The sequence below is a fragment of the Geoglobus acetivorans genome, assembly GCF_000789255.1.
GTDB lineage: Archaea > Halobacteriota > Archaeoglobi > Archaeoglobales > Archaeoglobaceae > Geoglobus > Geoglobus acetivorans_B.
The window spans coordinates 1,078,406-1,102,653 of sequence record NZ_CP009552.1 but is presented as its reverse complement, the minus strand read 5'-3'; the positions used below and the strand labels follow the sequence as shown (position 1 = coordinate 1,102,653).

The following is a 24,248-nucleotide window of genomic DNA, read 5'->3' as shown; positions in this document are numbered from 1 at the left end:
GCTTCAATCTCTTGCAATAACCTCTCAAAAAGGTAAGAATCAGATGGGGTGATGAAAGATGGAGTTTAAAGTCGTGATTTCAGATCCTTCAACCGGGAGAGCGTATCAGAAGGTAATTAGCGGTGCAAACGCAAACAAGCTGATCGGTAAGGAAGTTGGTGATTCAATAAACGGGACCCTTGTTGAGCTTCCTCCCGATTATGAGCTTGTCATCACCGGAGGGAGCGATAAGGACGGATTCCCGATAAGACCGGACATCCCCGGCCCTGTCAGAAAAAGAATCCTGCTTTCAGGAGGCGTTGGATACAGACCGAGAGAAAGGGGTATCAGAAAGAAAAAGATGGTCAGGGGCAGGGTGATAACGAGGGACATCGTCCAGATAAACATGAAGGTTGTCAAGCACGGAAAGGTCCCTCTGGAGGAGTATTTCAAGAGCCAGCAGGAGTAAATTATGGGGATCCTTGAGGATAAGAAAAGGGCAAGAACCTTTTACAAATATTTTTCAAAAATATACGATTTCGTGAACCCGTTTTTTTATTCGGACGAGATGAGAAAAACTGTTGTCGACATGGCCAGGGTTGCGAAGGGCGATTTTGTCCTTGAGGTTGGTTGTGGAACTGGCTTTACGACACAGGAGATCGTGAGGAGGGTTGGGGAAAGCAATGTTGTTGCGGTTGATCTAACCCCGGAACAGATGGCAAAGGCGATAGCAAGGTATCCCGGATCAAACTTCATAAGGGGGGATGCCGAGAATCTGCCTTTTGGAGATGATGTTTTCGACGCTTCCATTTCTGCCGGGAGCATAGAGTACTGGCCGCATCCTGCTGAGGGGATTAAAGAAATGGCGAGAGTAACGAAAAAAGGTGGCAGGGTGGTAATACTCGCCCCAAGAAAGCCCGACAACCCGTTAGCGAGGAAATTTGCGGAAGGGATAATGCTTTTCCCATCCACGCAGCAGATGATACTGTGGATGCAGAAAGCTGGACTTGAGGACATAAGGTTCGTTGAAATGGGCCCTTACTTTTTCTGGGATAAACTTGTTGTAATAATTTCGGGCAGGAAGCCCTGAGGTGGTTGTATGGACACGGCGAACGACATCAGAATAAGGCTCGCTGAAAAAGCTTTTTCAGAGCTTGAAAAGTCCCTGAATAATGTTAGGGTTCAGAGAAGGAAAGAGCTTGTTAAGAAGGTTCAGGAACTGAAGAGTGAGATTCAGATAATCAAATATTCGTACATGCCCTTTGGAGAACTGGCAGAGTATGAAACGACTGTCAAAATTTCCCAGTCTGCGAACGGGATTCTGGAAGCCATTGCCTCTGCTGAAAGGGATTTTCACTACCTCACATCCAGATACTGGCTTGAGTACCTGAGATTTCTTCCGTCTCTCCTTAAGAGAGGTGAAATTCAGAAGGCTTACGAAGCTATCAGGTATTTTTCGGGAGAGATAATTTCAGTAACTCAGCTTTCGGAAAATTTGTGGCTGTGCAACGTTGATTGTGGGTTTAAAATGGACGTTGTAACGAATTCTGAGGTATTCAGGAGCGGAAGATATGCGGTTGTGAGCTACCTGCCTCCAAGACAGTTTGGAAATGTCGTGAGCGAGGGCATGTTTGTTGATGCATCGCTTGACAGGAAGGGCGAACTTGACCATCAGGAAATTCTGTCAATAAAGGATAAGCTTGGAGAGGTCGAGGCCATGGTTTTAAGCATCCTGCAGTCCTAAGTATTTTTTCAGTTCTTCAATTCTAATGTGGTTCTTTACAAGTGTTTTGATCCTTTGTGCCTTAATCTCGCCAGTAACCCTCGCTTTCCTGAAAATTTCCTCGATCCTGATTGTTGTTGTCAGGGTGTCCTCGCTCACCAGTATTACAGGAACTCCTTTTTCCTCCGCACGTCCAATTATTGCTCTGTTCGGTTCAAGATTGCCTGTCAGTACTATGCATTTTATACTTGGTACGCTGAGAGCAACCTCCAGGAGGTCGTTTCTATCTCCACCTGTGATCAGAACGGCATTTTTCACATCTCTGAAGTATCGGAGAGCCGAGGAAGGGGACATGGCTCCGATAATCAGATGTTCGATTATTGTGTCTTTTTCGGGCTTTACGATGAACTCTCCACCAAGCTTTTCCCTTAAATCGCTGACGAACACTCCTGCGAGCAGAGGATCATGCGGGATGATTCCCAGAACATCCATTCCCGCAGACTCTATGACTCTGGATGCCACGGCCTGAGCGTAGGAGAGCTTGTAGCCCATCAGTCTGTTAATTATTACCTTCTCCAGCATCGGCCCAAAAACGTCTTTCGAGTTAAGCAGCTTATCAATAATGAAATCGTTCCGATATCTTGCGACCATGAGGACCTTTGGAGCAATAAGTCTGGCCACGGTGAAATCCCCAAGTCCGATTGCTCTGCCCGTCTTGTAGTCTGTGGAGCCTTCCACAAATACAACGTCCTTTCCTCTCGAGATTTCCGCATACTTCTCAGAAATTTTCCCCCTGATTTCTGAAGGTTCTGCGCTGAGTATGTATTCCACATATGGTCTGTCCAGCATCAGCCCGACAACGTCATCATCAATTCCGAGCTGCCGGGCAGTTATGGCTGCATCCTCGTCAGTAATCTCTCCTTCTCTTTTCACCGGGTTTACGGCAAATGGCTTGAAGTATCCTATTTCGTAACCCTCCTCCTGCAGAATATTCCCAATGGCTATTATCAGGGCACTCTTTCCAGAATACTCTTCCAGAGATGATATTAGGATTGAGTGGGTCATTTCGGTCTACCTCCTGCGGTGGATGTTTTGTCATTCCGGGTTTGATTCCCCTCTGCCACCGGCTTGATCCTGCAGAATCTACTTTTTTAAACTAATTAACTGTTTCCATTGCCTTCACTGAAATAAGTCGGGGCAACAAAAGCTCGTGGGCCTTTACCGTAAAAATATAAATATGAGAATCCATTATACTTTCTGGGGGATGGAAATGGAAAGGGACGTTGCTTTTGCCGCTGTGATGATAATCTCTGCAGTGATATTAACATGGAAGTGGCTGTCTCTCTACGATAACGTGGATGCTGTCGTGATTTTTTCAGCGTTTCTTCTAACGCTTTCTCTCGGCCTCCTTCTGATTAGCATGGAATACCGGATGGAAAAAATGAAGGAAGAGTTCGAGAGCGTCAAGAGGACTGTGGCCATAAACTCTGCAGATCTCGAAGAGAAAATAGAGGGGAAAATGAGAGCATATCTGGATTCAATTGATGACAGGCTTGACAAGATTGAGAGGAGGCTTTACAGGTAAGGTTATTTATTTTCAAGCACAGGTCTGAGCGTATGGGTGCGGATATTGGTGACATCCTTGAGAGAGATGTGGTTGAACTTGAATCTTTTTCAGGAAGGAAAATCGCCATAGATGCCTTCAACACAATCTATCAGTTCATAACGACCATCCGCCAGCCGGACGGTACCCCCCTTAAGGATTCACAGGGGAGAATAACATCCCATTTTTCAGGGCTTCTCTACAGAAATGCCAATTTAATAGAGAATGGTATAAGACCCATTTACGTTTTTGATGGCAAACCACCAGAATTCAAAGAGAAGGAAATCAGAGAAAGGATTGAAAGGAAAATTGAGGCTGAAGAAAAGTGGGCTACTGCTCTTGAGAGAGGGGAAGAGGCAAAGAAATACGCAATGATGGCCGCGAGGGTTGACGAGTATATAGTTTCCTCTTCAAAGAGGTTGCTTGAATTGCTCGGAATCCCATGTGTTGATGCTCCGAGTGAAGGGGAAGCTCAGGCAGCATACATGACCGCAAAGGGCGATGTGGACTTTACCGGCAGTCAGGATTATGACTCACTCCTCTTCGGATCTCCGGCTCTGGCGAGGAATCTCACAATAACGGGTAGAAGGAAGCTACCGGGAAGGAGCGTTTATGTCGATGTCAGGCCGGAAGTGATCTATCTTGAAAAGAACCTCAGGGAACTCGGTATAAGCAGGGAACAGCTTGTGGATATTGCACTGCTGGTTGGTACGGATTACAATGACGGGATTAAGGGTGTCGGTGCCAAGAAGGCTCTCAGATATATCAGGATGTATGGAGATATTTTCAGAACGCTGAAAATGCTGAAGGCGAGCATCGACAATCTTGAAGAAATTCGGGACTTTTTCCTTAACCCGCCTGTAACGGACAGCTATGACATCTCGTTTGGTCAGCCCGACGTTGACGGGGTGATTGAATTTCTGTGTGAGGAGCATGACTTCAGCAGAGACAGGGTTGAGAAGGCGGTCGAGAAGATTCGGGAGAATTTATCTGCAACTCAATCAACCCTGGACAGGTGGTTCTGATGCACCGGCATGAGGCAGTTGAGAGTTACACTGCCAGAGTTATAACTGTCTCAACCTCGAGATTCGAGAAATACGGCCGGATCGAGGGAGTTGAGAACATACCTGAGGATGATGGGTCGGGAAGATTGATTGCCGAAGTCCTCGGAGAGAGGGTGAAGAGCTACGTTCTGGTTCCGGATGATGCTGCTGAGATAAGGAAGGCTGTTGTTGAAAGCGAGGAAGATGTGGTCATAATTACGGGTGGCACCGGTCTGAACCCCGGAGACATTACTGTGGAGGCGATCGAACCTCTCTTTGAGAAGAGGCTTGACGGTTTTGGCGAGATATTCAGAATCGAGAGCTACAAGGAAATCGGATACAGCGCAATTCTGAGCAGGGCAACTGCCGGAATTATCGACGGAAAAGCAGTATTCTGCCTGCCTGGATCAAAAAACGCTGTGAGGCTCGGGATGGAGATTGTGGTTTCCATAGCTAAGCACGTAATCTCACACGCAAGGGGGATCAGATGATTATAAGGTATGAGGTTTTTGACGAGGATTACGTTCCTGAAGAGATACTTTTCAGGGATGGTCAGATCAGAAGGATAGCTTTCAATCTGAAGCCGGCCGAGCAGAAAAGCCGCCCCTTCAACATGCTCTGTCTGGGACCACCTGCCACCGGCAAGACCACTGTAATGAAGTTCATTCTGAAGGAGCTTCCGCCCAGCCTCATGGGTGTGTATGTCAACTGCCAGATCCACCAGACAAAGCAGCAGATTTTTTCCAAGATATTCGAGTCTCTTTACGGATACCTTCCACCATCTGGCACATCGTTTCAGAAGCTTTATTCAGCCGTTCTGAAAAAGGGTGTTGAAGAGGACCGGGTTGTTTTTGTCGTTCTCGATGACGTTAATTTTCTCAGCCCGAAACTGATGAACGACATAATTTATCTGATCCTCAAAGGACATGAGGATCAGGAGGGTTTTAAAGCCGCTGTAGCCGGAATATCCACGGATGCCAAAATTTCGGCAGCGTTTGATACCAAGGTGATGTCTGTTCTTCATCCAGACGAAATACTCTTTCCAGTGTATGACTTTGATGAGATGCTGGAAATCCTGAAAAAGAGGGCAGAGGCAGGGATTGTTGGAGGCAGAGTTTCTCAGGAGGCGCTTGAATTCATTGCAGGAAAGGCGTTTGAGTACCTCGACATTCGTTTTGGAATCCATCTCCTGAAAATGGCTGTGATCAGTGCAGACAGAAAATCCAGGGATTCGGTCTCCCTTGAAGATGCCGAAAGCGTTTTTGAAGATGGCAGATCTGTCTTTTTCAGGAAGCTGATATCGGCTCTCGACAGAGAGGACCTGGACGTTCTGAAGTTCATCTATGGCTCGGACATCAAGTTTACAAGCGAAATCTATGAGGCTCTGAAAGGGAAGATGGGTTACACAAAGTTTTACGAGATTATCAGGAAGCTGGAAAATCTGAGGCTCATTGACACTGCCGCAAAATATGAAAAGGGTTTGAAGAGGTACGTCGTGAGGAGATTCCGGAGAGAGGAAATTTTCAGGGCTATCGAGGAATTCGGGAGATGATTTCCTTCACAGTTTCAATGTCTGCATCGGTTTTGAAACTCGTGCCACCGAACCTTGTTCTCGAGGCCCGATGGCCATTGTCTCTGAGCCATTCTATCACTGCATCAAGCCTTGGGGGAGAAATCTGAAGCATCCTTGTTATTTCATGGATGTCGTAATGAGTGATGGTCTCGATCTCATTCTGGATTGCGGAAAAGAGTTTGCCGGTCTCGCCTTCTTTATTTAGCTTTGCTACAAACTCATTTCTGTGCAGTTCTCCCAGCCACAGAGGGCCGTACATTCTGAATTCATTCCCGCATACGCACACCTTTTCAGGCGTATCGAAAATGCTGATTGTCACTCTGTTCCTGCATTTTCTGCAGTGAAGGATGTAGCCGATTTTTTCGTACATTTTCCCGGCTTTTCTGCTTGACTTGCCTGTCTTCATGTGAACTCGGTAATAATGTTCCCTCGCCCAGGAAATCAGAACTTCTGCATACCTGTCGTACTTCGTGATCTCTCTTACGGCCTTTCCTATGAGCATTCTCAGGCCTACCTCGTGGTAGTATTCCGTTTTTTCTGCGAAGGCCGAATATTTCCTCAATCCAGAAATGGGCGCACTGCCACAGAGGGCAGATGTATCTGTTGCAGTAATGCTGAGGTACTTTTTTGCAGACCTGCATGCAGAGTCTATGAATTCGGATGGCGAACCGAACGGATCCAGATCCACATGTTCATAGCTCCTCTCACGCATAAGGGATGCTGCATCTCTGTTGTGGACGACTGCTTGAATGCCATTCAGGCTCAGGTTTCTCTCGATAACCCTGGCTGCTCTGCTGCTTATGTCATTGAACTCCACGCTGTCAAATCCTGCCTCAAGATATGCTCTGATTCCCCTTATACCGCTGGCGGAGAGAGCATCAAGGTAGCTTTTACTTCCAAGGTGTCTGAAAATTTCCATGTCCGCATCTCTGCAGAACTTCATTCTCGGATTGTAAAAAACACCCTCGGCTACGATTTTTGCCCGGCCCTCAACTATCAATTTTTTTCAGCACCTCCTTCACGACCTGATTTCTGTTTTCCGGGGTTAATGTCACCACTTCAAATTCTCTCTTTATTTTCATAACCAGAGGGTGGTTAGACCTGTAGTGAACAGTTACGATCAGATCTCTTTCGCTTTCGAGCAGTCTCTCCATTGCGCTGACGAATTCCCTGCTCTTGAGTTCCATGGGTCCAACCTCGTCTATGATGATTGTGTCTGAGGTGCACCAGCTCTTCTGGATTCTCTCAGCCACTGCATCCATGTTCTCGACAAAAACTCTGTATTTGCCCACTCTCGGAAGTCCCTCTTCTTTTCTGGCCAGCAGCGTCTCCTCTCCTGTTGAAAGGTCGATGATGACGAAGCCAATTCTCAATCCACGTTCCCGAATCTCATTTGTTATGAAACCCGAAATCTGCCTGCTGTCTTTCAGTGATTCGTATATCTTCAGACATGCAGTGGTCTTTCCAACGCCCGGTTTACCGGTAATTGCCACCCTCATTCCAGTACTACCAGAACCTGTCCTGTTTCGACCCTCTGCCCTTCCGAAACCTTTATCTCCTTTACTTTTCCGTTTGCTGGAGCGGTTATTTCGTTTTCCATCTTCATGGCTTCCAGTATTAGAAGAACGTCTCCCGTGCTTACGCTTTCACCTTCGGAAACAAGAATTTTCGTAACGTTGCCGGGGAGCATGGCCTTCACGACCTTATTGCCTCCTTCAACAGCCCCTGTCCTTACCTGTGGCGAGTGAGATAGCTTGGCGGACTTGATTTTTTCCTCCTCGACCTCCACCTCTATGATGTTGTCATCCACCTTTACCTTGAAGAGTGCGGGGGATATTTTTTCAACTTCAGCGTAATAGACATTTCCACCAACGCTGACCTTGAATCTTTTCATGGCCAGATTTACGCTTCAAGGATTATAAAAACGTTTTTCAACTTAACGCCTCAAATTCTGACCCTCCTTACTGCGATGTATTCGGGGCTCTTGCCGAGTATCGGGTATATGAGTGTTTTATTGACTGCACCTGAAAGTCTGACATCTCCTGCCAGCTCCCTGAGATTGAAGCTGCTCCTCAGCTTTACCAGGTATTTTGAATGTCTTAGCTCGGAAACGTTCTTGACCTGTTCATACACTCTGAATTCACTGCCGAATTTGAAGCCGGTCTTCACCATGAATTTTCTTTCCCTCAGATCTCTGTACACTGTGAAAATTTTCTCGAAATCCGGTATGGTTTTTCTGGCTAATTCCAGCACCTCTTTTTTTTCGACATCTGCCTCCATTATGCCTGTTTCCATTAGATAAAGCCCCTCATATATTGACATTATCACCCTGTTTCCTCTGAGAACCCCGTAAAAGTATCTCCTGTACAGCTCCGTGTTTTCCGTGATGAAGTAACCCCCGGAAAACCTTGAACTGAATTTTTTCAGCTCTTCGTAATGGTTCCCACGCCCGTCAAACGTCTCAATTTTGAAATAGGTAACGTCCGCCTCCTCATCAACAATAGCAAGCTTTTTTCCACACATTCTTTTTAGCTCTTCAACTGAAAAGCAATCCTTCTCACTTGCTGGAAAGTAGTCTCCAAAATCAAGAAAACGGACTCTGATACCTCTGTCTCTCAAATCCTGGAATACGAAGTATTTTACAGGGTTACACAGCTTGAAAAGCCGGTCAAAATCCACAATGTGTTCGTCATCGGAAAAAACTTCAAGTGTTCCTTTATACACGAGGTATGCAGCCTCTTCTGGAGTGAGGATTACGGAATTACCCTCAGCAGTTCCAAAATTTCTTGAAATCAATTTCTGGGCTTTTTCGACGATGATATTTTCTCCTCTAAGCAATCCCTTCATCAAACTTTTCAAACCTGATTGCTGTTAAAAATGTTGCGAGGATAAAATTTAAATTCCATGCCATGCTTTGACTGGTAGAGCCGCCGTAGCTTAGCTGGTAGAGCGCCGGACTGTTAATCCGGTGGTCGCAGGTTCGAATCCTGCCGGCGGCGTAAATTCGCCATTAAAATAGCTTTTTACCATGGCGAGGTATTCTCTAATCCGCAATTCCAAAAAGGCGGAAAGATTAAGCCCCGTAGCCATTGCTTCAGCCAGAATATTTTTATCCACCCAGAGTGTTAATTTCGTTTTATTGCTTCCGACCTTTGGCATGGCCAACACCTGCTTATTTATACGTAGGGATAAAAATAAGCTTATCTCCTTCTCCTTTTGCTTGCGCCCTTCATGGCCTCAGCCTGAATGAGTGCGAAGCTTAACAGGAGGTTCTTGCCCTTCCTTGCAGCTATCCACTTCTCTGCAAAGCTGGCGGGTATGCGATCAAGGCAGTTGCTGACGATAATGTACTCAATTCCTCCAGAGTGCAGGCCTTCTTTTTTAGCTGCCCGTGATGCTTCTTTCAGGCCTTCGAGAAGGTGCTTTTTTTTGGAATACCCGGTTTCCCATTAATTAACCACGCAATCTGGGTTGAGAGATATCTCCTCCCGGAGTCCCGGCCTCTAAATGTATGTACTCCAGCTATATGGCGTTACCGGGGATACCCGGTCAGTTCGTCTAACAATCTTTCGACTTCTTGGAAGCTGGACCTATTCTAAAATTCCTTCGACTCTCAAGGAATCACCAGAACCTGATTTTTGCACCAAAACCTCAGCATGTTCTAATGTGATAACCGGGAGTTAATGGATGGAAAGAGGCCCTGAGAAAGAAATTAAATACCATTGAGGGTAACTTATTTTGATGACTTCAATAACCCTCAGGGAAGGAATTTTCAGAAAACTCGAAAAGCTAAGGAAGAATGATGAGCCAATTGAAGAAGTGATTGAAAGGCTGATTGAATCATACGAAGAACTTCAGAGCTACATCGAAGAAAAATGGGAGAAAGTAATTAAGGACAGGGATAAGTTTGTTTCCTTGGATGAATACACAAGCTCAAGAGGACTTTGAATGTTCTTGGTCTCTCTTCACCCTGATGTTGTGAAGTTTTTGGATAAGTTGAATGAAGTTGAAAGAAAAAGGTGTGTTGATAGCTTAAAAAAGCTTGGAGAAGATCCATTCACTCCGAGATCAGGAGTATCAATTAAGAAACTGAAAGGAGAGAAAAGAACTATGTACAGATTGAGAGTTGGGGACATCAGATTTGAGTATTTTGTTGATGGCAAGACTGTCTATGTTGTAGAGGCATTCAGGCGGGGTAGAGGATACAGATAATCACTCAAGAACTTTTCTGATCTCTCTCACAGCTTTTATATACCACCTGAACCTGAACGAAGGATGCTCCGCCTTTCTTCAGCAAGAGTTGCCGTTTCAGTTATGGTTACGCTGACGCTTCATCATCTGTAAAACAGAATCGACACCCCGACACCAATCAGAACCTTTTAAAAATGAGCCATTTGCGGAATCTCTGAAAAAATTTTCAGAGGTGTTGGGATGGGCGAGAGTGATAAGGTGATGGGGCTTGATGAGGTGGTCAGAAAATTTGTGAGAAATGGAAATCACATTGCTTTTGGTGGTTTTACTCTCAACAGAATGCCAGTGGCTCTCATTTATGAGATAATACGCCAGGGTGTTAAGGGTCTGCACGTTTACGGACATTCTCCCGGTTTTGGGGTTGATATTCTGATTGGTTCTGGCAGTGTAAGGGCGATAGAGCTGGCCTATGAGGCGGATGAGGGTTTTGGTAGAGTTGGCCCGAGATTCAGAAAAGCTGTCGAAAGAAATGAAATCGTATGGGAGGATTATTCCAACTTTGGAATGACGCTCAGGTTTCTTGCCGGTGCGATGGGCGTTTCATTTCTTCCAACAAAAACCATGCTCGGTTCGGACATGGTGTCAAGGGAAGGTTTCAGCAGGGAGTTCCGCGAGAGCGATCCAAAAATTGCATCGAAAAAGCTGGAGGTAATTGAATGCCCGTTCACGGGAGAAAAGGTTGTTGCTCTCCCTGCGATAAATCCGGATGTTGCCGTAATTCATGCCCAGGTTGCCGATGCGGATGGAAACGTCAGAATTTACGGACAGGCGTTTGCAGACGACATAATAGCCAAATCTGCGGACAGGGTGATTGTGACCTGTGAGAAACTTGTTGATTCGGATGAGCTGAGAAAATTCCCGGAGCAGAATGCTCTTCCGGGATTCCTTGTTGATGCAGTCGTCCCTGTCGAGTTTGGGGCACATCCCACAAGCTGTGCCAGGTACTACGACTATGATCCCGAATTCCTGAGGATGTATCACTCTCTGGCGAAAGATGACGGGAGCTTCGCAGACTTTCTCGAAAAATACGTGCTGGGAGTGGAGGACCACGATGAATATCTCAGAAAGGTTGGTACAGCGAAGCTCGAGAGTCTGAGAGCGAGCTTCGAAGTCGGATACAATCCTGAGTTAAAGAGGGTGTGAGGTGGGTGTCATGAAGAGATATGCGGAGGATTACACCTTAACCGAGCTTATGGTCGTTACAACCGCAAGAGAGTTCAGAAATGGAGAGGTGGCTTTCATAGGGACGGGAATACCCATGGTCGCAGGGATGCTGGCGAAGCTCACCCATGCTCCCGACCTCACCATAATATTCGAGGCTGGAGCGGCGGATCCGGAGCTGGAACACCTTCCAATGTCTGTGGGTGAACCGAGAACCTTCAGAATGGCAGGAATTGCTGCCGGGCTGTTTGACATATTTTCCCTCACCCAGAGAGGCAGGGTTGATGTCGGGGTCATTGGTGGAGCACAGGTCGATAAATTCGGGAACGTGAACTCCACATGTATCGGAGATTACAGCAATCCCGCAGTTCGTTTTCCGGGCAGTGGAGGTGCGGGAGATATTGCATGCCTCTGCAGGAGAACAGTGGTGCTGATGCCCCACGAAAAGAGGAGATTTGTCGAGAAAGTGGACTATCTGACAAGCCCCGGATGGATTGATGGCCCCGATGGAAGGATCAGGGCAGGTCTCCAGTGGGGAGGCCCTTCGGCGGTAATAACCACCATGGGCGTCATAAGATTCGAGGAGAAAACAAAGAGACCCTACCTTGAATCATACCATCCGGGACTCACTCCGGAAGAGGTGCTGGAAAACACGGGCTTTGAGATTGACGTTTCAAAGGCCACTGAGACTGAACCGCCCACCGAAGAGGAGATAAGAATACTGAGGGAAAAGGTTGACCCTGAAGGAATTTTCCTGAAAAAATGAAATTCGGGTCAATTTCAAATTAATTTCATTATTTTCATGCAAGCAGCTTTCTTGCAACCAGCAGTTTCATGACTTCTGTGGCTCCCTCAGCAAATTCTATGGTTTTTGCGTCCCTGTAGGCCCTTTCCGCCTCACTGCCACGCAGAAGCCCGTGTCCACCGAATATCTCAACTGCAACATCGGCTGCCTTCTTGGCAACCCTCGCCGAAAGTATCTTTGCAACTGCCCCCTCGTAGCCCGGGTCGCTCATGTTTCTCGCTGCGTCATATATCATTCTTCTCAGGGCCTCTATCTCAACTGCAACATCGGCGAGCATGAACTGAACGGCCTGCAAATCTGACAGCGTTCCACCGAATGCTTTCCTCTTTTTGGCCCTTTCAACGGAAATTTCTAAGCATCTCTCTGCTATTCCAAGCCCTATTGCTGAAAAGGGCAGTCTGTTTGGAGCCAAGGTTCCCAAGGCGACCTTTAAACCCGCACCCTCCTTTACGAGAATACTGTCTTCATGAACCTCAACATTCTCAAACTGCAGGCTCGCAAGCCCGCTCCCTCTCATTCCCGCAAGATCTATTCTGCTGGCCTTTATTCCGTCACTCTTTTCGGCTATGAACGCTGTAAGTCCTTTTGGACCCTCCCCCGTTCTTCCAACGACTATGAAAACGTCAGCATACGTGCCGTTGGTGATCAGGGTCTTGCTTCCGCTGAGCGTGTATGCATCACCCTGTTTTTCGGCCTTCAGGCTTACTGAACCCGCAACATCACTCCCACCCCTGCCTTCGGTGATTGCTATTGTGCCTATGGATTTCAGCAACCTTGGCAAATACCTTTCCTTCTGCTCCTCGCTGCCATACAGCCTTACCGCGTCAACAGCCATTGAGTGAACGATAATGCTGTGGGCAACACCTGCAGAAACTTTTGCAAGCTCCTCTGCAACAACACATGCGTCATAGTAATCTCCGCCCAGACCCCCATACTCTTCCGGTATAATCAAACCGAGGATGCCGGAATTTTTGACAGCATCGAGCACTTCGCCCATATCGTTGTTTCTGTCAATTTCTGCTGCCTTTTCTTTTACAATGCTTTTCAATTCATCAACCATCATCTGCATAACTCTGTATGCATTAATCATGCTATAATAACGTTTTCGTAAATTTTGGCTGCTCAGAGGTGCACCTTCAGGGCTTGTTTGCGGGCACGCTTTTGTTCTTGCGTTGCCTTTCACTGCACCACATACTGAGAGGACTTAACCGAAATACTTATATAGAAATACCCACCCACCAAAGTTTGAGGTGATGTAAATGGCAACACTACAGGGTCAGCCCGTGCTGATTTTGAAGGAGGGAACCCAGAGAACTGTTGGCAGGGATGCGCAGAGAATGAACATTCTTGCTGCGAGAGTTATCGCTGAGGCTGTGAGAAGCACCCTTGGGCCGAGAGGAATGGACAAGATGCTTGTTGATAGCCTTGGAGATGTTGTGATAACAAACGATGGTGTTACGATTCTGAAGGAGATTGATGTTGAGCATCCAGCAGCAAAAATGGTTGTTGAGATTGCAAAGACTCAGGAAAATGAGGTGGGAGATGGCACAACCACGGCTGTGGTTATTGCAGGTGAACTCCTCAAGAAGGCTGAGGACCTGCTTGACAACGAGATCCACCCGACGATAATCGCAAACGGTTACAGGCTTGCTGCCGAGAAGGCGATGGAGATACTCAACGAGATTGCAATAGATGTGAGCAAGGATGATGAGGAAACGCTCAAAAAGATAGCTGCAACCGCAATGACCGGTAAGGGTGCTGAGGTGGCAATAAACAAACTCTCGGAGATTGTTGTTAAGGCTGTAAAGCAGGTAGCCGAGGAAGAGAACGGCAGGATTGAGGTGGATACTGACAACATCAAGATTGAGAAGAGGACTGGAGCGAGCGTCGAAGAGACGGAGCTTATTGAGGGCATCGTCCTCGACAAGGAGGTTGTGCATCCAGGAATGCCCAAGAGAATAAAGGACGCAAAGATCCTCGTCTACAACGGTGCGCTTGAGGTTAAGGAAACTGAGACAGATGCAAAGATCAACATAACCGACCCCGAGATGCTTCAGAAGTTCATCGAGCAGGAGGAGAAGATGATTAAGGACATGGTTGACAAGATTACAGAGGCTGGAGCCAACGTTGTATTCTGCCAGAAGGGTATTGACGACCTGGCCCAGTACTACCTCGCCAAGGCAGGAGTTCTTGCTGTCAGGAGGGTCAAGAAGAGCGACATAGAGAAGATTGCAAAGGCATGTGGTGCAAGGATTCTGACAGACTTGAGAGACATAAGCAGCGATGATCTTGGAGAGGCAGACCTCGTCGAGGAGAAGAAGGTCGGCGACGAGAAGATGGTCTTTGTCACAGGATGCAAGAACCCGAAGGCCGTTACGGTGCTTGTGAGAGGAGGAACAGAGCACATTGTCGATGAGATTGCAAGGGGACTTGAGGATGCGATAAAGGTTGTTGCAGTTGCTCTCGAGGACGGTAAGGTTGTTGCTGGAGCAGGCGGTCCGGAAATCGAACTCAGCCTGAGACTCAGGGACTGGGCACCGAGCCTTGGTGGTAGGGAGCAGCTTGCTGCAGAGGCATTCGCATCAGCCCTCGAGGTTATTCCCAAGACACTGGCAGAGAACGCAGGACTTGATCCGATTGACGTTCTTGTCGAGCTGAAGAAAGCCCACGAGGACGGCAAGGTTTATTCGGGTGTTGATGTTGACACAGGCAAGGTTGTTGACATGAAGGACACGGGAGTCCTCGAACCTCTCAGAATTAAAACACAGGCCATCGAATCTGCAACAGAGGTTGCAGTGATGCTTCTCAGGATTGATGACGTCATCGCCGCCAAGGAGCTCAGCAAGGGCAAGGGTGACGAAGGCGACGAAGGCGGAATGGGCGACATGGGAGGCATGGGCTTCTAAGCAAAAAATTTAATTCTTTTTTCTTTTAACCACTTCTGTGGAAGAACTCCTTAAAAAAGCAAATTCTATCGCCGAAATTCTCAGGCGGGAAGACGATATACTGATTGTAACTCACATAGATGCGGATGGCATCACTTCTGGAGCGATAGCCTACAGGGCGCTTGAAAGGGCAGGCAAGGAAGCGGACATTCTCTTTGTGAAAACCTTGGATGATGAAGCCATAAATGAAATAGCTGACGGGGGCAGGTTTGTCTGGTTTACGGATCTCGGTAGCGGGCAGGTAAGCTCTATAGAGCGTTCGGGAATAAGGTGCGTCATATCTGACCATCACAATCCCGAAAAAATCACCGACAACCAGATCAATCCTCACATTTTTGGGCATGATGGCTCGTACGAGCTGAGCGGTTCAACAACAACATACCTCGTTGCGAGATTTCTCGGACTGAATTTTGACCTCTCGGGGATAGCGATAGTCGGGGCTGTTGGAGATCTGCAGGACAGCAATTATGGCCGGCTCACTGGACTGAACAGACTCGTGCTGAAGGAGGCAGAAAATTCTGGCCATATAGAAACCATCAGGGATATAAGGTTTTTCGGAAAGCAGACCAGACCGGTTTTCAAAATGCTTGAATACACCTTCGACCCCTATCTGCCTGGAATTAGCGGTAATGAGAGGGGTGCAATCGACTTTCTGAACTCGCTTGGAGTTCGAGTTAAGGATGACGGGCAATGGCTCAGGTGGATTGATCTCACGGCAGAGGAGAAAAGGAAAATCACAAGCGAAATCGTGAGGATGCTGATTTCGAGGAGGTACCCCTTCAAGCTCATCAGGAGGATTGTTGGGGAAAGTTACCTTCTGAGGGAAGAGGAACCCGGAACCGAGGTAAGGGATGCAATGGAATTCTCGACCCTTCTGAATGCGACTGCTCGTTATGGTGAAGAGATGGTCGGTCTGAAAGTGTGCCTTGGAGACAGGGATGAGGCGTTCAGAAAAGCGAAGGCATTGCTCCAGAACCACAGAAGAAATCTGAGTGACGGAATAAAACTTGTTGACGAAATTGGCATTGTTGAGCTTGACCACATACAGTACTTCCATGCAGGGAACAGGATTCTCGATACCATAATCGGAATCGTTGCCGGGATGAGCTACTCGTTTGCGAACCGTGGCAAACCAATCATTGCCTTTGCTGAGAACGATGATGGAATCAAGGTATCAGCCAGAGCAACGAAGGCTCTCGTTGAAAAGGGTGTGCATCTTGCCCAGGCTCTGAAAATAGCTGCTGAGAAGGTTGGGGGAAAGGGTGGAGGCCACAGCATAGCTGCCGGAGCAACCATACCGAAAGGGAGCGAGGATGAGTTTCTGAAGATTCTCGATAAATTAATAGGTGAACAGGTTTTGAAATGAACTGAAAAATTTCGAAAACATTATTACTTTTTGAAAATTAAATTGAATCGGGGGTGATTGTGTGGCAGAGAAAAAGGAGAGAAATAGAGAACACCATGAAAAACTCTTCAAGGCGTCAATGAGTCCTGTTAGAAGGCAGATAGTGGCTGCAATCGGTATCCACGGTAAGAGCAGAGATGAAATAAAACAGGAGCTGAATCTGTCTGATTTTCAGCTTAAATTCAATCTCGACTGGTTGATAAGGGAAGGGTTCGTTGTTGAGGAAGACGGAAAGCTGAAGCTCACCGACGACGGTATAGAGCTGCTTGAAGCCGGTTAAATTTCCGGAGGCTTCCTATTTTTAAACATTTCAACCATATCTCTGTAGAACTCGTAAAATTCGCCCGAACCCATCATTATGTTCGGAACACCATTTACCACCGTAAATATCAGCACAGTATTCTGTCCGAAAATAAGTCCGTGAACGACATCGCTTTTTCCCATGAGGTTCAGTATCACCTTTTCCCTGTATTTTTCGAAGATGGCTTTCATTCTATCGTCAATGCTGATACCGTATATTTCCACCATCTCCGAATCCTTCACAAGGCCTTCAATGACGTTGTATGCAAGATCACCCTTGTGGAATGATACGGTCTCCTTTTTGCTTTTCCTCTCAAGCTCCTTCAATCCCTCGCTAATGACCTGCATTTTTTCTTTCAGCTTGGATGAAAAGAAGTCTATCAGCCTTTCGGCAGGTATTGCTCTGAACTTCATTGGTTTTCCGAAGGATTCAACGAGTCCCCTGTTTTCCAAACTTCTTATAACCTCATACACCGAAGTTCTTGGAATTCTGCTCCTTTCTGCCAGCTCCGAGGCTGACATTTCTCCTTCGGTTATGAGCGTTAAAAGCACCTTTATTTCGTAATCTGAAAGTCTGAAGTCTTTCAGCACTTCCACCAGTCTGTCCATGTCCTGATAGAAAACTCCAGCAATATTTATATATCTTTTGTAGCTACCGCTACGACAGGTGGTACGCATGAGGAGGGCATTACTGGCATTAATTGCATTCATACTAATTCTGCATCCGGTGGCAGCCATAAGCTATGCAGACAAGCCGTATTTCAGTGGGTATATTGCTCAGAGCAACTACCTGACGACAGGAGAAGAAAAGACCCTGTATGTGGTTTTGCAGAACAGTGCAAGACTCTGGAAGATTGACTATGCTGATCAGCAGGAATTTCAGCTATTCAGCAACAATCCCGATTACCTGAAAATGCTTTCAACGGCCTACAACGTCTCTGTGAGGTTTGAAAGCGATGGCCTTGGCGTTAAGACTCCTGAAATGTTTTTCCCGGCCATTCCAGCCTTCCAGCCCATTCAGCTTCCTGTAGTTGTTGACGCCTCTGGCGTTGAGGAAGGTGAATATGACCTCACTCTGAACATTAGCTATGAGGTTGTCGACGATGTTTCATTCTCCTCATCGCTATCTATCACTCCTGTGCCATCTCAGGACATCTACAACTACTCTTACAACGCAACATTGGGAACCTATCTGCCTGTCCCGTATCAGCAGATACAGGATTATCAGACCACGTATTCTCTGGATTACCTGAAGATTTACTACGCTGAGAAAACCCAGGAAATCAGGCTGAAAGTTGTTGTGGAAAAGCCAGATGTCATTCTGAATGTGACCGACGTCCGCTCGGACATTGTCGCGGGTGGCAAGGGAACCATCACACTCGTTATAAAGAACGATGGAAAAAGAGATGCAGAGAACCTGTTTGTAAGCCTCCTGACACCATCTGGCTTTACTGCCCAGGGTGTCCAGCAGGTGGATCTTGAAAGCTATACCAAAGCTCTTGAAACCATGCTCTCCCAGAACCCCATGTTCTCCCAGTTTGGACTGCAGGGTGCTGAGGTTCAGCTTCCGCCTGAGCTTCAGAGCATGCTGACACAGAGTGCCGTTTACGTCGGATCTTTGAAGGCAGGAGAGAGCATAAACGTAACCTTCAGGGTTACGGCCAATACCGGGGATGGAGGCTATTATCCATTCCAGGTAAGGGGAACCTACACTCTTGACGGGGACGTTAAACAGACACCTCCTGTGGCTTTTGGTGTGAGCGTGAAGGACAAGCCGGAGATACGCATTGTCTCGGTCAATTCCACCGTATTTGCAGGCAGCAAGGGAGATGTGATTATTGAGGTTGAATCAACCGAAACTCTGAAGGATCTGAAGGCAAAGCTCGAGACGAAGCCCCCGCTTTCGGCAATAACCGAGGAGTACTTTGTCGGAGACTCTGCAAAGGCCACACTCAAGTTCAGGGTTAAGGCAAGCGGGGATGCTGAAAGTACAGTGTATCCTGCGAAGCTCACTCTCACGTATGACCTGAACGGAAAGGAGGTTGAGGAATCGTTTGATATTGGAATCAAAGTGGGTGATAAGATTAAATTTGAGCTTGACGGTCAGGGAGAGATTCCGGCTGGAGAAGAAAAAATCATTACCGTGAAAATCAAAAACACCGGTGCATTTGAGGTGAAGGACGCCACCGCAAGAATCACGGTCGTTGATCCCTTCTCGACCACTGATGATTCCTCTTACATAGGCAGTTTAAAGCCGGGAGAGGCAAAAGAGGTCTCGTTCAGACTGAAGGCTGATAGGGATGCCACACCAAAGACATACGCCCTGAATCTCGAGATAAAGTACAGGGATCTGAATGACGAGTGGGTCATAAGCGATCCGGTGAAGCTTCCGATAGTCGTTACGGAAGGCAGGAATACTATCCCCGGATTTGAGGCAGTGGTGGCAGTTATAGCCCTGATTGCTGTGGCAGTCTGGATGAGAAAATGAAGGTCTTCGACCTTCTTTCTTCTTCTGTAGTGAAGGGAAGGTATCTGATTCTGGCTCTGGTAGCGGTAGCAGTTATACTCGCAATTCATTCGAGTCAGAACATAACGATGGATCAGGGTTATGAAACGTATTTCAGCAAGGACTACAGGGAGTATCAGCAGTACGTTCTGTTTTCAAAGAACTTCGGTGGGGGTGTCGCGAGCATCTACATCTTCATAAAGGGCGACGATGTTGTGAACTACGAGACATATGATTTCGCTCTCAAGCTTGGAGAGGAAATTTCGAGGATCGATGGTATCGGGCGGGTGAAATCGCCAGCCCACACGGTGGTAGATATCCTCGGATATCTGCCTGCTGATGAAGAAGTCCTGAAACAGCTGTCTTACCAGTATTCCTCTTTTTACCTTCCCAAAAAAACCCTGATGCTGATGGAGTTCGAGGTTACTGCAGATGAAAGCCAGTATAATTTCATAGCCAAGGAGGTCGAGAAACGAATTTCTGAAATTGAAAAGCCCCCCGGAATCGTGGTCGAGGCCACAGGAAATCCAATGATAATGTACCAGGTGGATAAGAGCATTGGAGAAAGCATGGGGACTATGGGGGCTGTAGCCGTAGTGTTGATGGTGGTGACGCTTGTCATAGTTTTCAGGGGCGTTGTTGAACTCAAGAGGTATCTTCTTCTGCCCCTCGTGATATCGATTCTCACGTTCCTGTTTGCATTCGGACTGATGCCCGTACTCGGAATCCCTCTCACAGAGATTACAAACGCCATCGCTCCGATTCTGATAGGCCTCAGTATTGAATATGCCGCTCAGTTCATGGGCAGGTATGAGGAGGAGAGGAGGAAGGGAAACAGCCCGGCAATTTCCGCTGTGAACTCCATCAGGAGTGTGGGTCTCGCGCTGTCTCTTGCGATGATCACCACCGTTATCGGTTTTCTTTCCATGATATTCTCCGGAGTTCCCGCTCTGGGCTGGTTCGGACTGGTTTCGGCAATTGGTCTGATCGTGGCATATCTCCTGAGCCTGACGTTTCTTCCGTCAGTTCTCCTCATAACTGACAGGAAAGAGAGGGAGCGAAAGGATGAGGAAAAAATCTCTCTTACGGAGAAAGTTCTCGATCTTGCCTCGTTAATCTCAGCAAGACATTACAGGGTTTTACTGCTTACTGTCCTTGTCATAACCTCTGCGAGCTATTATGGCTACTCAAAGGTGCCTTTGGAGACAGATTTCATGAAGTACATCCCTCAGGATCTTCCGGCCATGAGAAAGCTCAGCGAGCTTCAGGACCTTGTGGGGAGTAACGATAGAATAATAGCCGTTTTCCAGACTGATGGTATTGATGCGAGCGTCGTTGCGAGATTCGAGGAACTTGCCAGATATGTTACAAACTCCGAGCAGAACATTGTCGGGTACTCGTCTCTTGGTGAAATAATCAGGATGAACTTCAACAAACTCCCTTCCAGCGACACGGAATTTCAGCAGGCACTCGAAAAAATCCCTGAAGACAGGGTTTCGAGGTACATGCAGGGCTCGAGCTACGCAATATACTTCACGGTTTCTCCCATGGACTGGCTCGAGTTCAGGAAGCTTTATGAAAGGGTCACTGAGGAAATGAAGTTCTTCGGTATAGAGTATCCGTTCTACCTCACGGGTGATGTCGTCCTGAAAATGTTCGTCGCTGATCTGATTGTCAACGGTCAGAACAGGATGACCATTGCAAGTTTTGTCTTCGTGTTTATTCTGCTTCTGTTTGTTTACAGAAGTCCAAGGAAAGCAATCGTTCCAATAATACCCATTACTGTGGTTATACTTGCGAATGGAGGTCTTATGTATCTTCTCGGCTATTCCAGAACTCTTGTTACCGCCTCTCTGAACTCCCTGACAATAGGTCTCGGAATCGATTTTTCCATTCACGTGATGGAAAGGTATTTCGAGGAGAGGAGAAGGGGATTTGAACCTGAAAAGGCAGTTGAGATTACAATAACCAACATAGGTAAGCCGATTTTAACGTCCGGTCTCACCATGGCAGGGGGTTTTGCCGCAATGCTCGCTTCACCTTTCCCCATCATGTCTGATTTTGGTGTGGTCAGCCTGATGGCGATAATCCTGAGCCTCTTCGCAGCCCTCACGGTCGTTCCAGCATTTCTGGTCTTTACTGACAACCTGAACAGTAAAAACAAAAAAGAGAAATTGGATGAGAGCTAATCTGGAATATGGATGTGCGAACACATAAGCTTGCGGACAGGGAACTTGTTGGCAGGGTTGTTGAGGTGGGTGATGGCTATGCAAGGGTTGTGCTGAAAACCACTGACAGTATGGCTGTTGATGAACATGGACTTGTGCATGGTGGCTTCACGTTTGGTGCCGCAGACCTTGCCGCAATGGTTGCGGTAAACCATCCCAACGTGGTGCTTTACAGGGCCGAGGTGAGGTTTACGGCTCCTGTCAGGGCTGGGGAGGAGATTACAGCTGAAGCCACAGTTACCGGGGTCGAGGGTAAAAAGATCACGGTTGATGTGAGGGCGTTTACGGATAAAACGGTGCTTGAAGGCCTGATGTACTGCTACATCCCGGACAGACATGTGTTTGAAAAATAAAAAATAAAAACACTGAATGTTTCACTTTTCACCTTTGCTCTTCTTGAAGTACTCCAGAATCTCTATGGGTATCGGGAATATGATGGTAGCGTTCTCGGCATTGCCTATCTCATTCATGGTCTGGAGAATTCTGAGCATCATTGCTCCTCTGCTCTCGGCAAGAATCTCAGCGGCATCCTTCAGCTTCATGGCTGACTGGAATTCACCATCTGCTCTGATTATCTTGGCTCTTCTTTCTCTCTCTGCCTCAGCCTGCATTGCCATTGCCCTCTGCATCTCCTTGGGGAGTTCAACGTCCTTAATCTCAACTGCGGATACCTTTATCCCCCATGGATTCGTAGCCTCATCAATAATGTGCTGCAGCCTGACGTTGAGTTTCTCCCTCTCTGAAAGAAGTTCATCAAGCTCAGCCTGACCTATTACACTCCTCAGAGTCGTCTGGGCGATCTGGGCTGTGGCATATCTGTAATCAAAAACCTCCGTTACAGCTTTTTCCGGGTCGAGAACCCTGTAGTAAACGACTGCATTCACCCTGACCGTAACATTATCTTTTGTCACGACTTCCTGTGATGGGACGTCGTAAGTTACAGTTCTCAAATCGACTACCTGCATCTGTTCGAGGAGCGGTATGACAATGAATATTCCCGGCCCTCTCGCTCCAACGAGCCTTCCGAGCCTGAATATAACGCCTCTTTCGTACTCCTTCACTATTTTAATCGAGGACAGCAGGAACAGCAATACCACTACCAGCAGTCCTATCAAAAGTTCGCTTGCCATGAATAAAATGGTATTTTTAAGTTAAATAATTTTTGCCAGCCGCGTTCCAACATGACGACCTTCAAGGAATTTTTCAACGGCTCCATTCTCAAGACCGTTGAATATGAAAACGTCACAGATTCTGGCTATTCTGACTGCTTCCTCCAGTTTCCCCCTCATTCCACCTGTAACGTCCTCCTTGTTTCCTGCATCCCCGATCCTCCTTAGAATTTCGGTAAAGTTTCTGGGGTTTATTTCCTCAACGGGTTTGCCTTCCACAATCACCGGCAGGTCGCTTGCAAATCCAACGGCTTCAGGCTCAAGCTCTTCCGCAAGGACTCTGACAATTTCGTCTCCGCTCATCACCCTGAACTTACTGTTTTCCAGAACGACATCCCCGTGAAGCACTGGAATGAATCCCATTGAAACGAGTTCCTTAACAAATTCATAATCTGGATTGTTGAAGAACTCCATTGGGTGCAGAGGAATCGGGTTCAGCCCGTGTTCTATCAGCGAGCTGCAGAATATTGCATTGAGCCTGAGGCATGCGCTGTGCGTCCTTGAAACGCCCTCCGGAGAAAGACCGAATTTTTTTACATGTGGGTGACCGAAACTGCCAGCCCCGTGAACGAGGATCACCTCACCACGTATTTGCCTGGAAATCATGTCCATTACGTCTGTTTTTGCAATCTCAAACGCCCCTTCAGACTTGTCAGTTATAAGGCTCCCGCCAATCTTCAAAATCTTCAACTCTGACCCCCTCCGCAGAAAGTTTTATTCTGAAGTCTCCCTCGCCCGTGGTCAGCAGGCAACCCCCGCCTCCTGCCCCGGTAATTTTTGCTGAATGGCCTTTTGATTCAACATCAGCAACAATCCGGTCTATCTCAGGTGTGCTGACCCCTATGGCCCTGAGGAGACTCTGATTTATTCTGAAAAGGAGATTCAGCTTTGTTACATCCCCATTTTCGAGCGCTCTGGCGCCTTCCAATGCAACCTGGTCTATTGAATCCATAATCTTCTCAATCAGTTCCGGATACTTTTCTTTCAGTTCCCTTACCTTTCTGACCATTTCGGAGGTTATGGATTCCATTCCTGTGTTTATCACCCCGAATTCGACGTTTGACGTAAATTTTCTCTTTTCAGGAATTATCCAGCCCCCTCCGTACGTGGAAACAAACGGGTCTGTGCCGCTTCCTATGCCCTGAACGTCAAGTTCAACCTTTCTTGCGAGTTCGAAAATGTCCTCTCTGTCCATTCCCGCTTCAAATTCGGCATTCAGCGCTCCAAGAGTCGCAACTGTAACTGCAGCAGAGCTGCCAAGTCCTGATGCAGGAGGTATATGGCTTTTGACCTCAATTCTAACTCCTTTAATGTCAAAGGACTCGGAGAACCTTTTTATTGCATATGAAATGTATGCATGCTCCCCTCTGAAATCCAGACCGGTTTTGCCGAAGTGTGAAATTATCCGAAAATCACCTGACTTCTCTGCTTTGACATAGCATCTCAGGTTTATCGCAGATACGACAGCGTGTCTTCCGTAAACCACAGCATGTTCTCCGAATATTATTGCCTTTCCTGGGGATGAGGCGATCATTGCTGAATCCCACGCATTTGAAA

The 24,248-nt window shown here is 47.1% G+C and carries 27 protein-coding genes and 1 tRNA gene; 18 read left to right on the top strand and 10 right to left on the bottom strand.

What is annotated here, in order from left to right; translation table 11 throughout:
- The first annotated feature begins 58 nt into the window (after positions 1-58).
- The 3 genes from GACE_RS06505 to GACE_RS06495 are packed head-to-tail and all read left to right on the top strand — an operon-like array spanning position 59 to position 1,723.
- Positions 59-448 (top strand): 30S ribosomal protein S6e, encoded by a 390-nt coding sequence (locus GACE_RS06505; protein WP_048092135.1) that lies wholly within the window; start codon positions 59-61, stop codon positions 446-448.
- Positions 449-451: 3 nt separating this feature from the next.
- A complete protein-coding gene (locus tag GACE_RS06500) occupies positions 452-1,069 on the top strand; it encodes a methyltransferase domain-containing protein (RefSeq protein ID WP_048092133.1) in 618 nt (205 codons plus the stop codon).
- 9 nt (positions 1,070-1,078) lie between these two features.
- Positions 1,079-1,723, top strand: coding sequence for an RNA-binding protein (locus GACE_RS06495; RefSeq protein ID WP_048092132.1), 645 nt, complete (start codon positions 1,079-1,081; stop codon positions 1,721-1,723).
- Here GACE_RS06495 and GACE_RS06490 read toward each other — a convergent pair.
- Positions 1,703-2,767, bottom strand: coding sequence for a phosphotransacetylase family protein (locus GACE_RS06490; RefSeq protein ID WP_048092130.1), 1,065 nt, complete (start codon positions 2,765-2,767; stop codon positions 1,703-1,705). The two genes, GACE_RS06495 and GACE_RS06490, sit on opposite strands and share 21 nt — an antisense overlap.
- A 199-nt stretch (positions 2,768-2,966) precedes the next feature.
- Between GACE_RS06490 and GACE_RS06485 the strand changes: the two genes are divergently transcribed.
- Genes GACE_RS06485 through GACE_RS06470 form a run of 4 tightly spaced genes read left to right on the top strand, consistent with a single transcriptional unit; the run spans position 2,967 to position 5,900 of the window.
- Positions 2,967-3,287 (top strand): hypothetical protein, encoded by a 321-nt coding sequence (locus tag GACE_RS06485; RefSeq protein ID WP_048092129.1) that lies wholly within the window; start codon positions 2,967-2,969, stop codon positions 3,285-3,287.
- Between the two features lie 32 nt (positions 3,288-3,319).
- Entirely contained in the window at positions 3,320-4,330 is a 1,011-nt protein-coding gene (gene fen, locus GACE_RS06480; RefSeq protein ID WP_048092128.1) for a flap endonuclease-1, read from the top strand.
- Positions 4,330-4,839, top strand: coding sequence for a MogA/MoaB family molybdenum cofactor biosynthesis protein (locus tag GACE_RS06475; protein WP_048093741.1), 510 nt, complete (start codon positions 4,330-4,332; stop codon positions 4,837-4,839). Before fen ends, GACE_RS06475 begins: the two co-directional genes overlap by 1 nt.
- Positions 4,836-5,900 carry a Cdc6/Cdc18 family protein gene (locus tag GACE_RS06470; protein ID WP_048092127.1) on the top strand — a complete coding sequence of 355 codons (1,065 nt, stop codon included), beginning with the start codon at positions 4,836-4,838 and terminating at the stop codon, positions 5,898-5,900. The genes GACE_RS06475 and GACE_RS06470 overlap by 4 nt, the downstream gene beginning before the upstream one ends.
- Here the strand turns inward: GACE_RS06470 and GACE_RS06465 are convergent.
- The 4 genes from GACE_RS06465 to endA are packed head-to-tail and all read right to left on the bottom strand — an operon-like array spanning position 5,878 to position 8,768.
- On the bottom strand, positions 5,878-6,921 hold the full coding sequence (locus GACE_RS06465; RefSeq protein WP_048092125.1) for a tRNA (guanine(10)-N(2))-dimethyltransferase: 1,044 nt from the start codon (positions 6,919-6,921) through the stop codon (positions 5,878-5,880). The two genes, GACE_RS06470 and GACE_RS06465, sit on opposite strands and share 23 nt — an antisense overlap.
- Positions 6,911-7,420 carry an NTPase gene (locus GACE_RS06460; protein ID WP_048092123.1) on the bottom strand — a complete coding sequence of 170 codons (510 nt, stop codon included), beginning with the start codon at positions 7,418-7,420 and terminating at the stop codon, positions 6,911-6,913. Before GACE_RS06460 ends, GACE_RS06465 begins: the two co-directional genes overlap by 11 nt.
- Entirely contained in the window at positions 7,417-7,815 is a 399-nt protein-coding gene (locus GACE_RS06455; RefSeq protein ID WP_048092118.1) for a biotin/lipoyl-containing protein, read from the bottom strand. Before GACE_RS06455 ends, GACE_RS06460 begins: the two co-directional genes overlap by 4 nt.
- Before the next feature lie 50 nt (positions 7,816-7,865).
- A complete protein-coding gene (gene endA / locus GACE_RS06450; protein WP_048092116.1) occupies positions 7,866-8,768 on the bottom strand; it encodes a tRNA-intron lyase in 903 nt (300 codons plus the stop codon).
- Between the two features lie 79 nt (positions 8,769-8,847).
- Here endA and GACE_RS06445 point away from each other — a divergent pair.
- From GACE_RS06445 to GACE_RS06425, 5 genes are all read left to right on the top strand, one after another.
- Positions 8,848-8,920, top strand: a tRNA-Asn gene (locus GACE_RS06445).
- A 742-nt stretch (positions 8,921-9,662) separates the two neighbouring features.
- The gene (locus GACE_RS06440) at positions 9,663-9,869 is read left to right on the top strand and encodes a DUF7557 family protein (protein WP_048092115.1); all 207 of its coding nucleotides are present in this window, start codon (positions 9,663-9,665) and stop codon (positions 9,867-9,869) included.
- A complete protein-coding gene (locus GACE_RS06435) occupies positions 9,870-10,133 on the top strand; it encodes a hypothetical protein (protein WP_048092113.1) in 264 nt (87 codons plus the stop codon).
- 219 nt (positions 10,134-10,352) lie between these two features.
- A complete protein-coding gene (locus GACE_RS06430; protein WP_048092110.1) occupies positions 10,353-11,315 on the top strand; it encodes a CoA transferase subunit A in 963 nt (320 codons plus the stop codon).
- 10 nt (positions 11,316-11,325) lie between these two features.
- Positions 11,326-12,099 carry a CoA-transferase subunit beta gene (locus tag GACE_RS06425; RefSeq protein ID WP_048093740.1) on the top strand — a complete coding sequence of 258 codons (774 nt, stop codon included), beginning with the start codon at positions 11,326-11,328 and terminating at the stop codon, positions 12,097-12,099.
- Positions 12,100-12,133: 34 nt separating this feature from the next.
- Here the strand turns inward: GACE_RS06425 and GACE_RS06420 are convergent, their stop codons facing one another.
- Complete coding sequence (locus tag GACE_RS06420; RefSeq protein ID WP_318249143.1) at positions 12,134-13,207, bottom strand: acyl-CoA dehydrogenase family protein; 1,074 nt, start codon at positions 13,205-13,207, stop codon at positions 12,134-12,136.
- A 190-nt stretch (positions 13,208-13,397) separates the two neighbouring features.
- Between GACE_RS06420 and thsA the strand changes: the two genes are divergently transcribed.
- The 3 genes from thsA to GACE_RS06405 all read left to right on the top strand — a co-directional run bounded on the left by thsA (position 13,398) and on the right by GACE_RS06405 (position 16,768).
- On the top strand, positions 13,398-15,044 hold the full coding sequence (gene thsA, locus GACE_RS06415) for a thermosome subunit alpha (RefSeq protein WP_048092108.1): 1,647 nt from the start codon (positions 13,398-13,400) through the stop codon (positions 15,042-15,044).
- 37 nt (positions 15,045-15,081) lie between these two features.
- The gene (locus GACE_RS06410; protein WP_048092106.1) at positions 15,082-16,449 is read left to right on the top strand and encodes a single-stranded-DNA-specific exonuclease RecJ; all 1,368 of its coding nucleotides are present in this window, start codon (positions 15,082-15,084) and stop codon (positions 16,447-16,449) included.
- Between the two features lie 61 nt (positions 16,450-16,510).
- Positions 16,511-16,768, top strand: a complete 258-nt coding sequence (locus tag GACE_RS06405; protein ID WP_048092104.1) for a helix-turn-helix domain-containing protein — start codon at positions 16,511-16,513, stop codon at positions 16,766-16,768.
- On the opposite strand, the gene GACE_RS06400 is transcribed toward GACE_RS06405, so the two are convergent.
- Positions 16,765-17,397, bottom strand: a complete 633-nt coding sequence (locus tag GACE_RS06400; protein ID WP_052400245.1) for a TrmB family transcriptional regulator — start codon at positions 17,395-17,397, stop codon at positions 16,765-16,767. The genes GACE_RS06405 and GACE_RS06400 overlap by 4 nt on opposite strands.
- A gap of 67 nt (positions 17,398-17,464) precedes the next feature.
- Here GACE_RS06400 and GACE_RS06395 point away from each other — a divergent pair, with 67 nt between their 5' ends.
- Genes GACE_RS06395 through GACE_RS06385 form a run of 3 tightly spaced genes read left to right on the top strand, consistent with a single transcriptional unit; the run spans position 17,465 to position 21,875 of the window.
- Positions 17,465-19,276: a COG1361 S-layer family protein gene (locus GACE_RS06395; protein WP_048092102.1), complete on the top strand. Its 1,812-nt coding sequence runs from the start codon at positions 17,465-17,467 to the stop codon at positions 19,274-19,276.
- Entirely contained in the window at positions 19,273-21,483 is a 2,211-nt protein-coding gene (locus GACE_RS06390) for an efflux RND transporter permease subunit (protein WP_048092099.1), read from the top strand. The genes GACE_RS06395 and GACE_RS06390 overlap by 4 nt, the downstream gene beginning before the upstream one ends.
- Before the next feature lie 8 nt (positions 21,484-21,491).
- On the top strand, positions 21,492-21,875 hold the full coding sequence (locus GACE_RS06385) for a PaaI family thioesterase (protein ID WP_048092098.1): 384 nt from the start codon (positions 21,492-21,494) through the stop codon (positions 21,873-21,875).
- Positions 21,876-21,896: 21 nt separating this feature from the next.
- Here the strand turns inward: GACE_RS06385 and GACE_RS06380 are convergent, their stop codons facing one another.
- The 3 genes from GACE_RS06380 to mvk are packed head-to-tail and all read right to left on the bottom strand — an operon-like array spanning position 21,897 to position 24,225.
- Positions 21,897-22,652, bottom strand: a complete 756-nt coding sequence (locus GACE_RS06380; RefSeq protein WP_048092097.1) for an SPFH domain-containing protein — start codon at positions 22,650-22,652, stop codon at positions 21,897-21,899.
- Positions 22,653-22,673: 21 nt separating this feature from the next.
- Positions 22,674-23,381 carry an isopentenyl phosphate kinase gene (locus GACE_RS06375; RefSeq protein ID WP_048092096.1) on the bottom strand — a complete coding sequence of 236 codons (708 nt, stop codon included), beginning with the start codon at positions 23,379-23,381 and terminating at the stop codon, positions 22,674-22,676.
- The gene (gene mvk, locus GACE_RS06370; RefSeq protein ID WP_048092095.1) at positions 23,344-24,225 is read right to left on the bottom strand and encodes a mevalonate kinase; all 882 of its coding nucleotides are present in this window, start codon (positions 24,223-24,225) and stop codon (positions 23,344-23,346) included. Before mvk ends, GACE_RS06375 begins: the two co-directional genes overlap by 38 nt.
- Positions 24,226-24,248 lie beyond the last annotated feature (23 nt).

Excerpts from the sequence above, each read along its gene's own strand:
- GACE_RS06385 (WP_048092098.1), top strand. The coding sequence starts at position 21,492 with ATGGATGTGCGAACACATAAGCTTGCGGACAGGGAACTTGTTGGCAGG.
- GACE_RS06470 (WP_048092127.1), top strand. The coding sequence starts at position 4,836 with ATGATTATAAGGTATGAGGTTTTTGACGAGGATTACGTTCCTGAAGAG.
- GACE_RS06455 (WP_048092118.1), bottom strand. The coding sequence starts at position 7,815 with ATGAAAAGATTCAAGGTCAGCGTTGGTGGAAATGTCTATTACGCTGAA.
- endA (WP_048092116.1), bottom strand. The coding sequence starts at position 8,768 with ATGAAGGGATTGCTTAGAGGAGAAAATATCATCGTCGAAAAAGCCCAG.
- GACE_RS06380 (WP_048092097.1), bottom strand. The coding sequence starts at position 22,652 with ATGGCAAGCGAACTTTTGATAGGACTGCTGGTAGTGGTATTGCTGTTC.
- GACE_RS06395 (WP_048092102.1), top strand. The coding sequence starts at position 17,465 with ATGAGGAGGGCATTACTGGCATTAATTGCATTCATACTAATTCTGCAT.
- GACE_RS06440 (WP_048092115.1), top strand. The coding sequence starts at position 9,663 with ATGACTTCAATAACCCTCAGGGAAGGAATTTTCAGAAAACTCGAAAAG.
- GACE_RS06505 (WP_048092135.1), top strand. The coding sequence starts at position 59 with ATGGAGTTTAAAGTCGTGATTTCAGATCCTTCAACCGGGAGAGCGTAT.
- GACE_RS06485 (WP_048092129.1), top strand. The coding sequence starts at position 2,967 with ATGGAAATGGAAAGGGACGTTGCTTTTGCCGCTGTGATGATAATCTCT.
- GACE_RS06390 (WP_048092099.1), top strand. The coding sequence starts at position 19,273 with ATGAAGGTCTTCGACCTTCTTTCTTCTTCTGTAGTGAAGGGAAGGTAT.
- GACE_RS06400 (WP_052400245.1), bottom strand. The coding sequence starts at position 17,397 with ATGGACAGACTGGTGGAAGTGCTGAAAGACTTCAGACTTTCAGATTAC.
- fen (WP_048092128.1), top strand. The coding sequence starts at position 3,320 with ATGGGTGCGGATATTGGTGACATCCTTGAGAGAGATGTGGTTGAACTT.
- GACE_RS06425 (WP_048093740.1), top strand. The coding sequence starts at position 11,326 with ATGAAGAGATATGCGGAGGATTACACCTTAACCGAGCTTATGGTCGTT.
- GACE_RS06475 (WP_048093741.1), top strand. The coding sequence starts at position 4,330 with ATGCACCGGCATGAGGCAGTTGAGAGTTACACTGCCAGAGTTATAACT.
- thsA (WP_048092108.1), top strand. The coding sequence starts at position 13,398 with ATGGCAACACTACAGGGTCAGCCCGTGCTGATTTTGAAGGAGGGAACC.
- mvk (WP_048092095.1), bottom strand. The coding sequence starts at position 24,225 with ATGATCGCCTCATCCCCAGGAAAGGCAATAATATTCGGAGAACATGCT.
- GACE_RS06435 (WP_048092113.1), top strand. The coding sequence starts at position 9,870 with ATGTTCTTGGTCTCTCTTCACCCTGATGTTGTGAAGTTTTTGGATAAG.
- GACE_RS06460 (WP_048092123.1), bottom strand. The coding sequence starts at position 7,420 with ATGAGGGTGGCAATTACCGGTAAACCGGGCGTTGGAAAGACCACTGCA.
- GACE_RS06490 (WP_048092130.1), bottom strand. The coding sequence starts at position 2,767 with ATGACCCACTCAATCCTAATATCATCTCTGGAAGAGTATTCTGGAAAG.
- GACE_RS06495 (WP_048092132.1), top strand. The coding sequence starts at position 1,079 with ATGGACACGGCGAACGACATCAGAATAAGGCTCGCTGAAAAAGCTTTT.
- GACE_RS06500 (WP_048092133.1), top strand. The coding sequence starts at position 452 with ATGGGGATCCTTGAGGATAAGAAAAGGGCAAGAACCTTTTACAAATAT.
- GACE_RS06430 (WP_048092110.1), top strand. The coding sequence starts at position 10,353 with ATGGGCGAGAGTGATAAGGTGATGGGGCTTGATGAGGTGGTCAGAAAA.
- GACE_RS06420 (WP_318249143.1), bottom strand. The coding sequence starts at position 13,207 with ATGCAGATGATGGTTGATGAATTGAAAAGCATTGTAAAAGAAAAGGCA.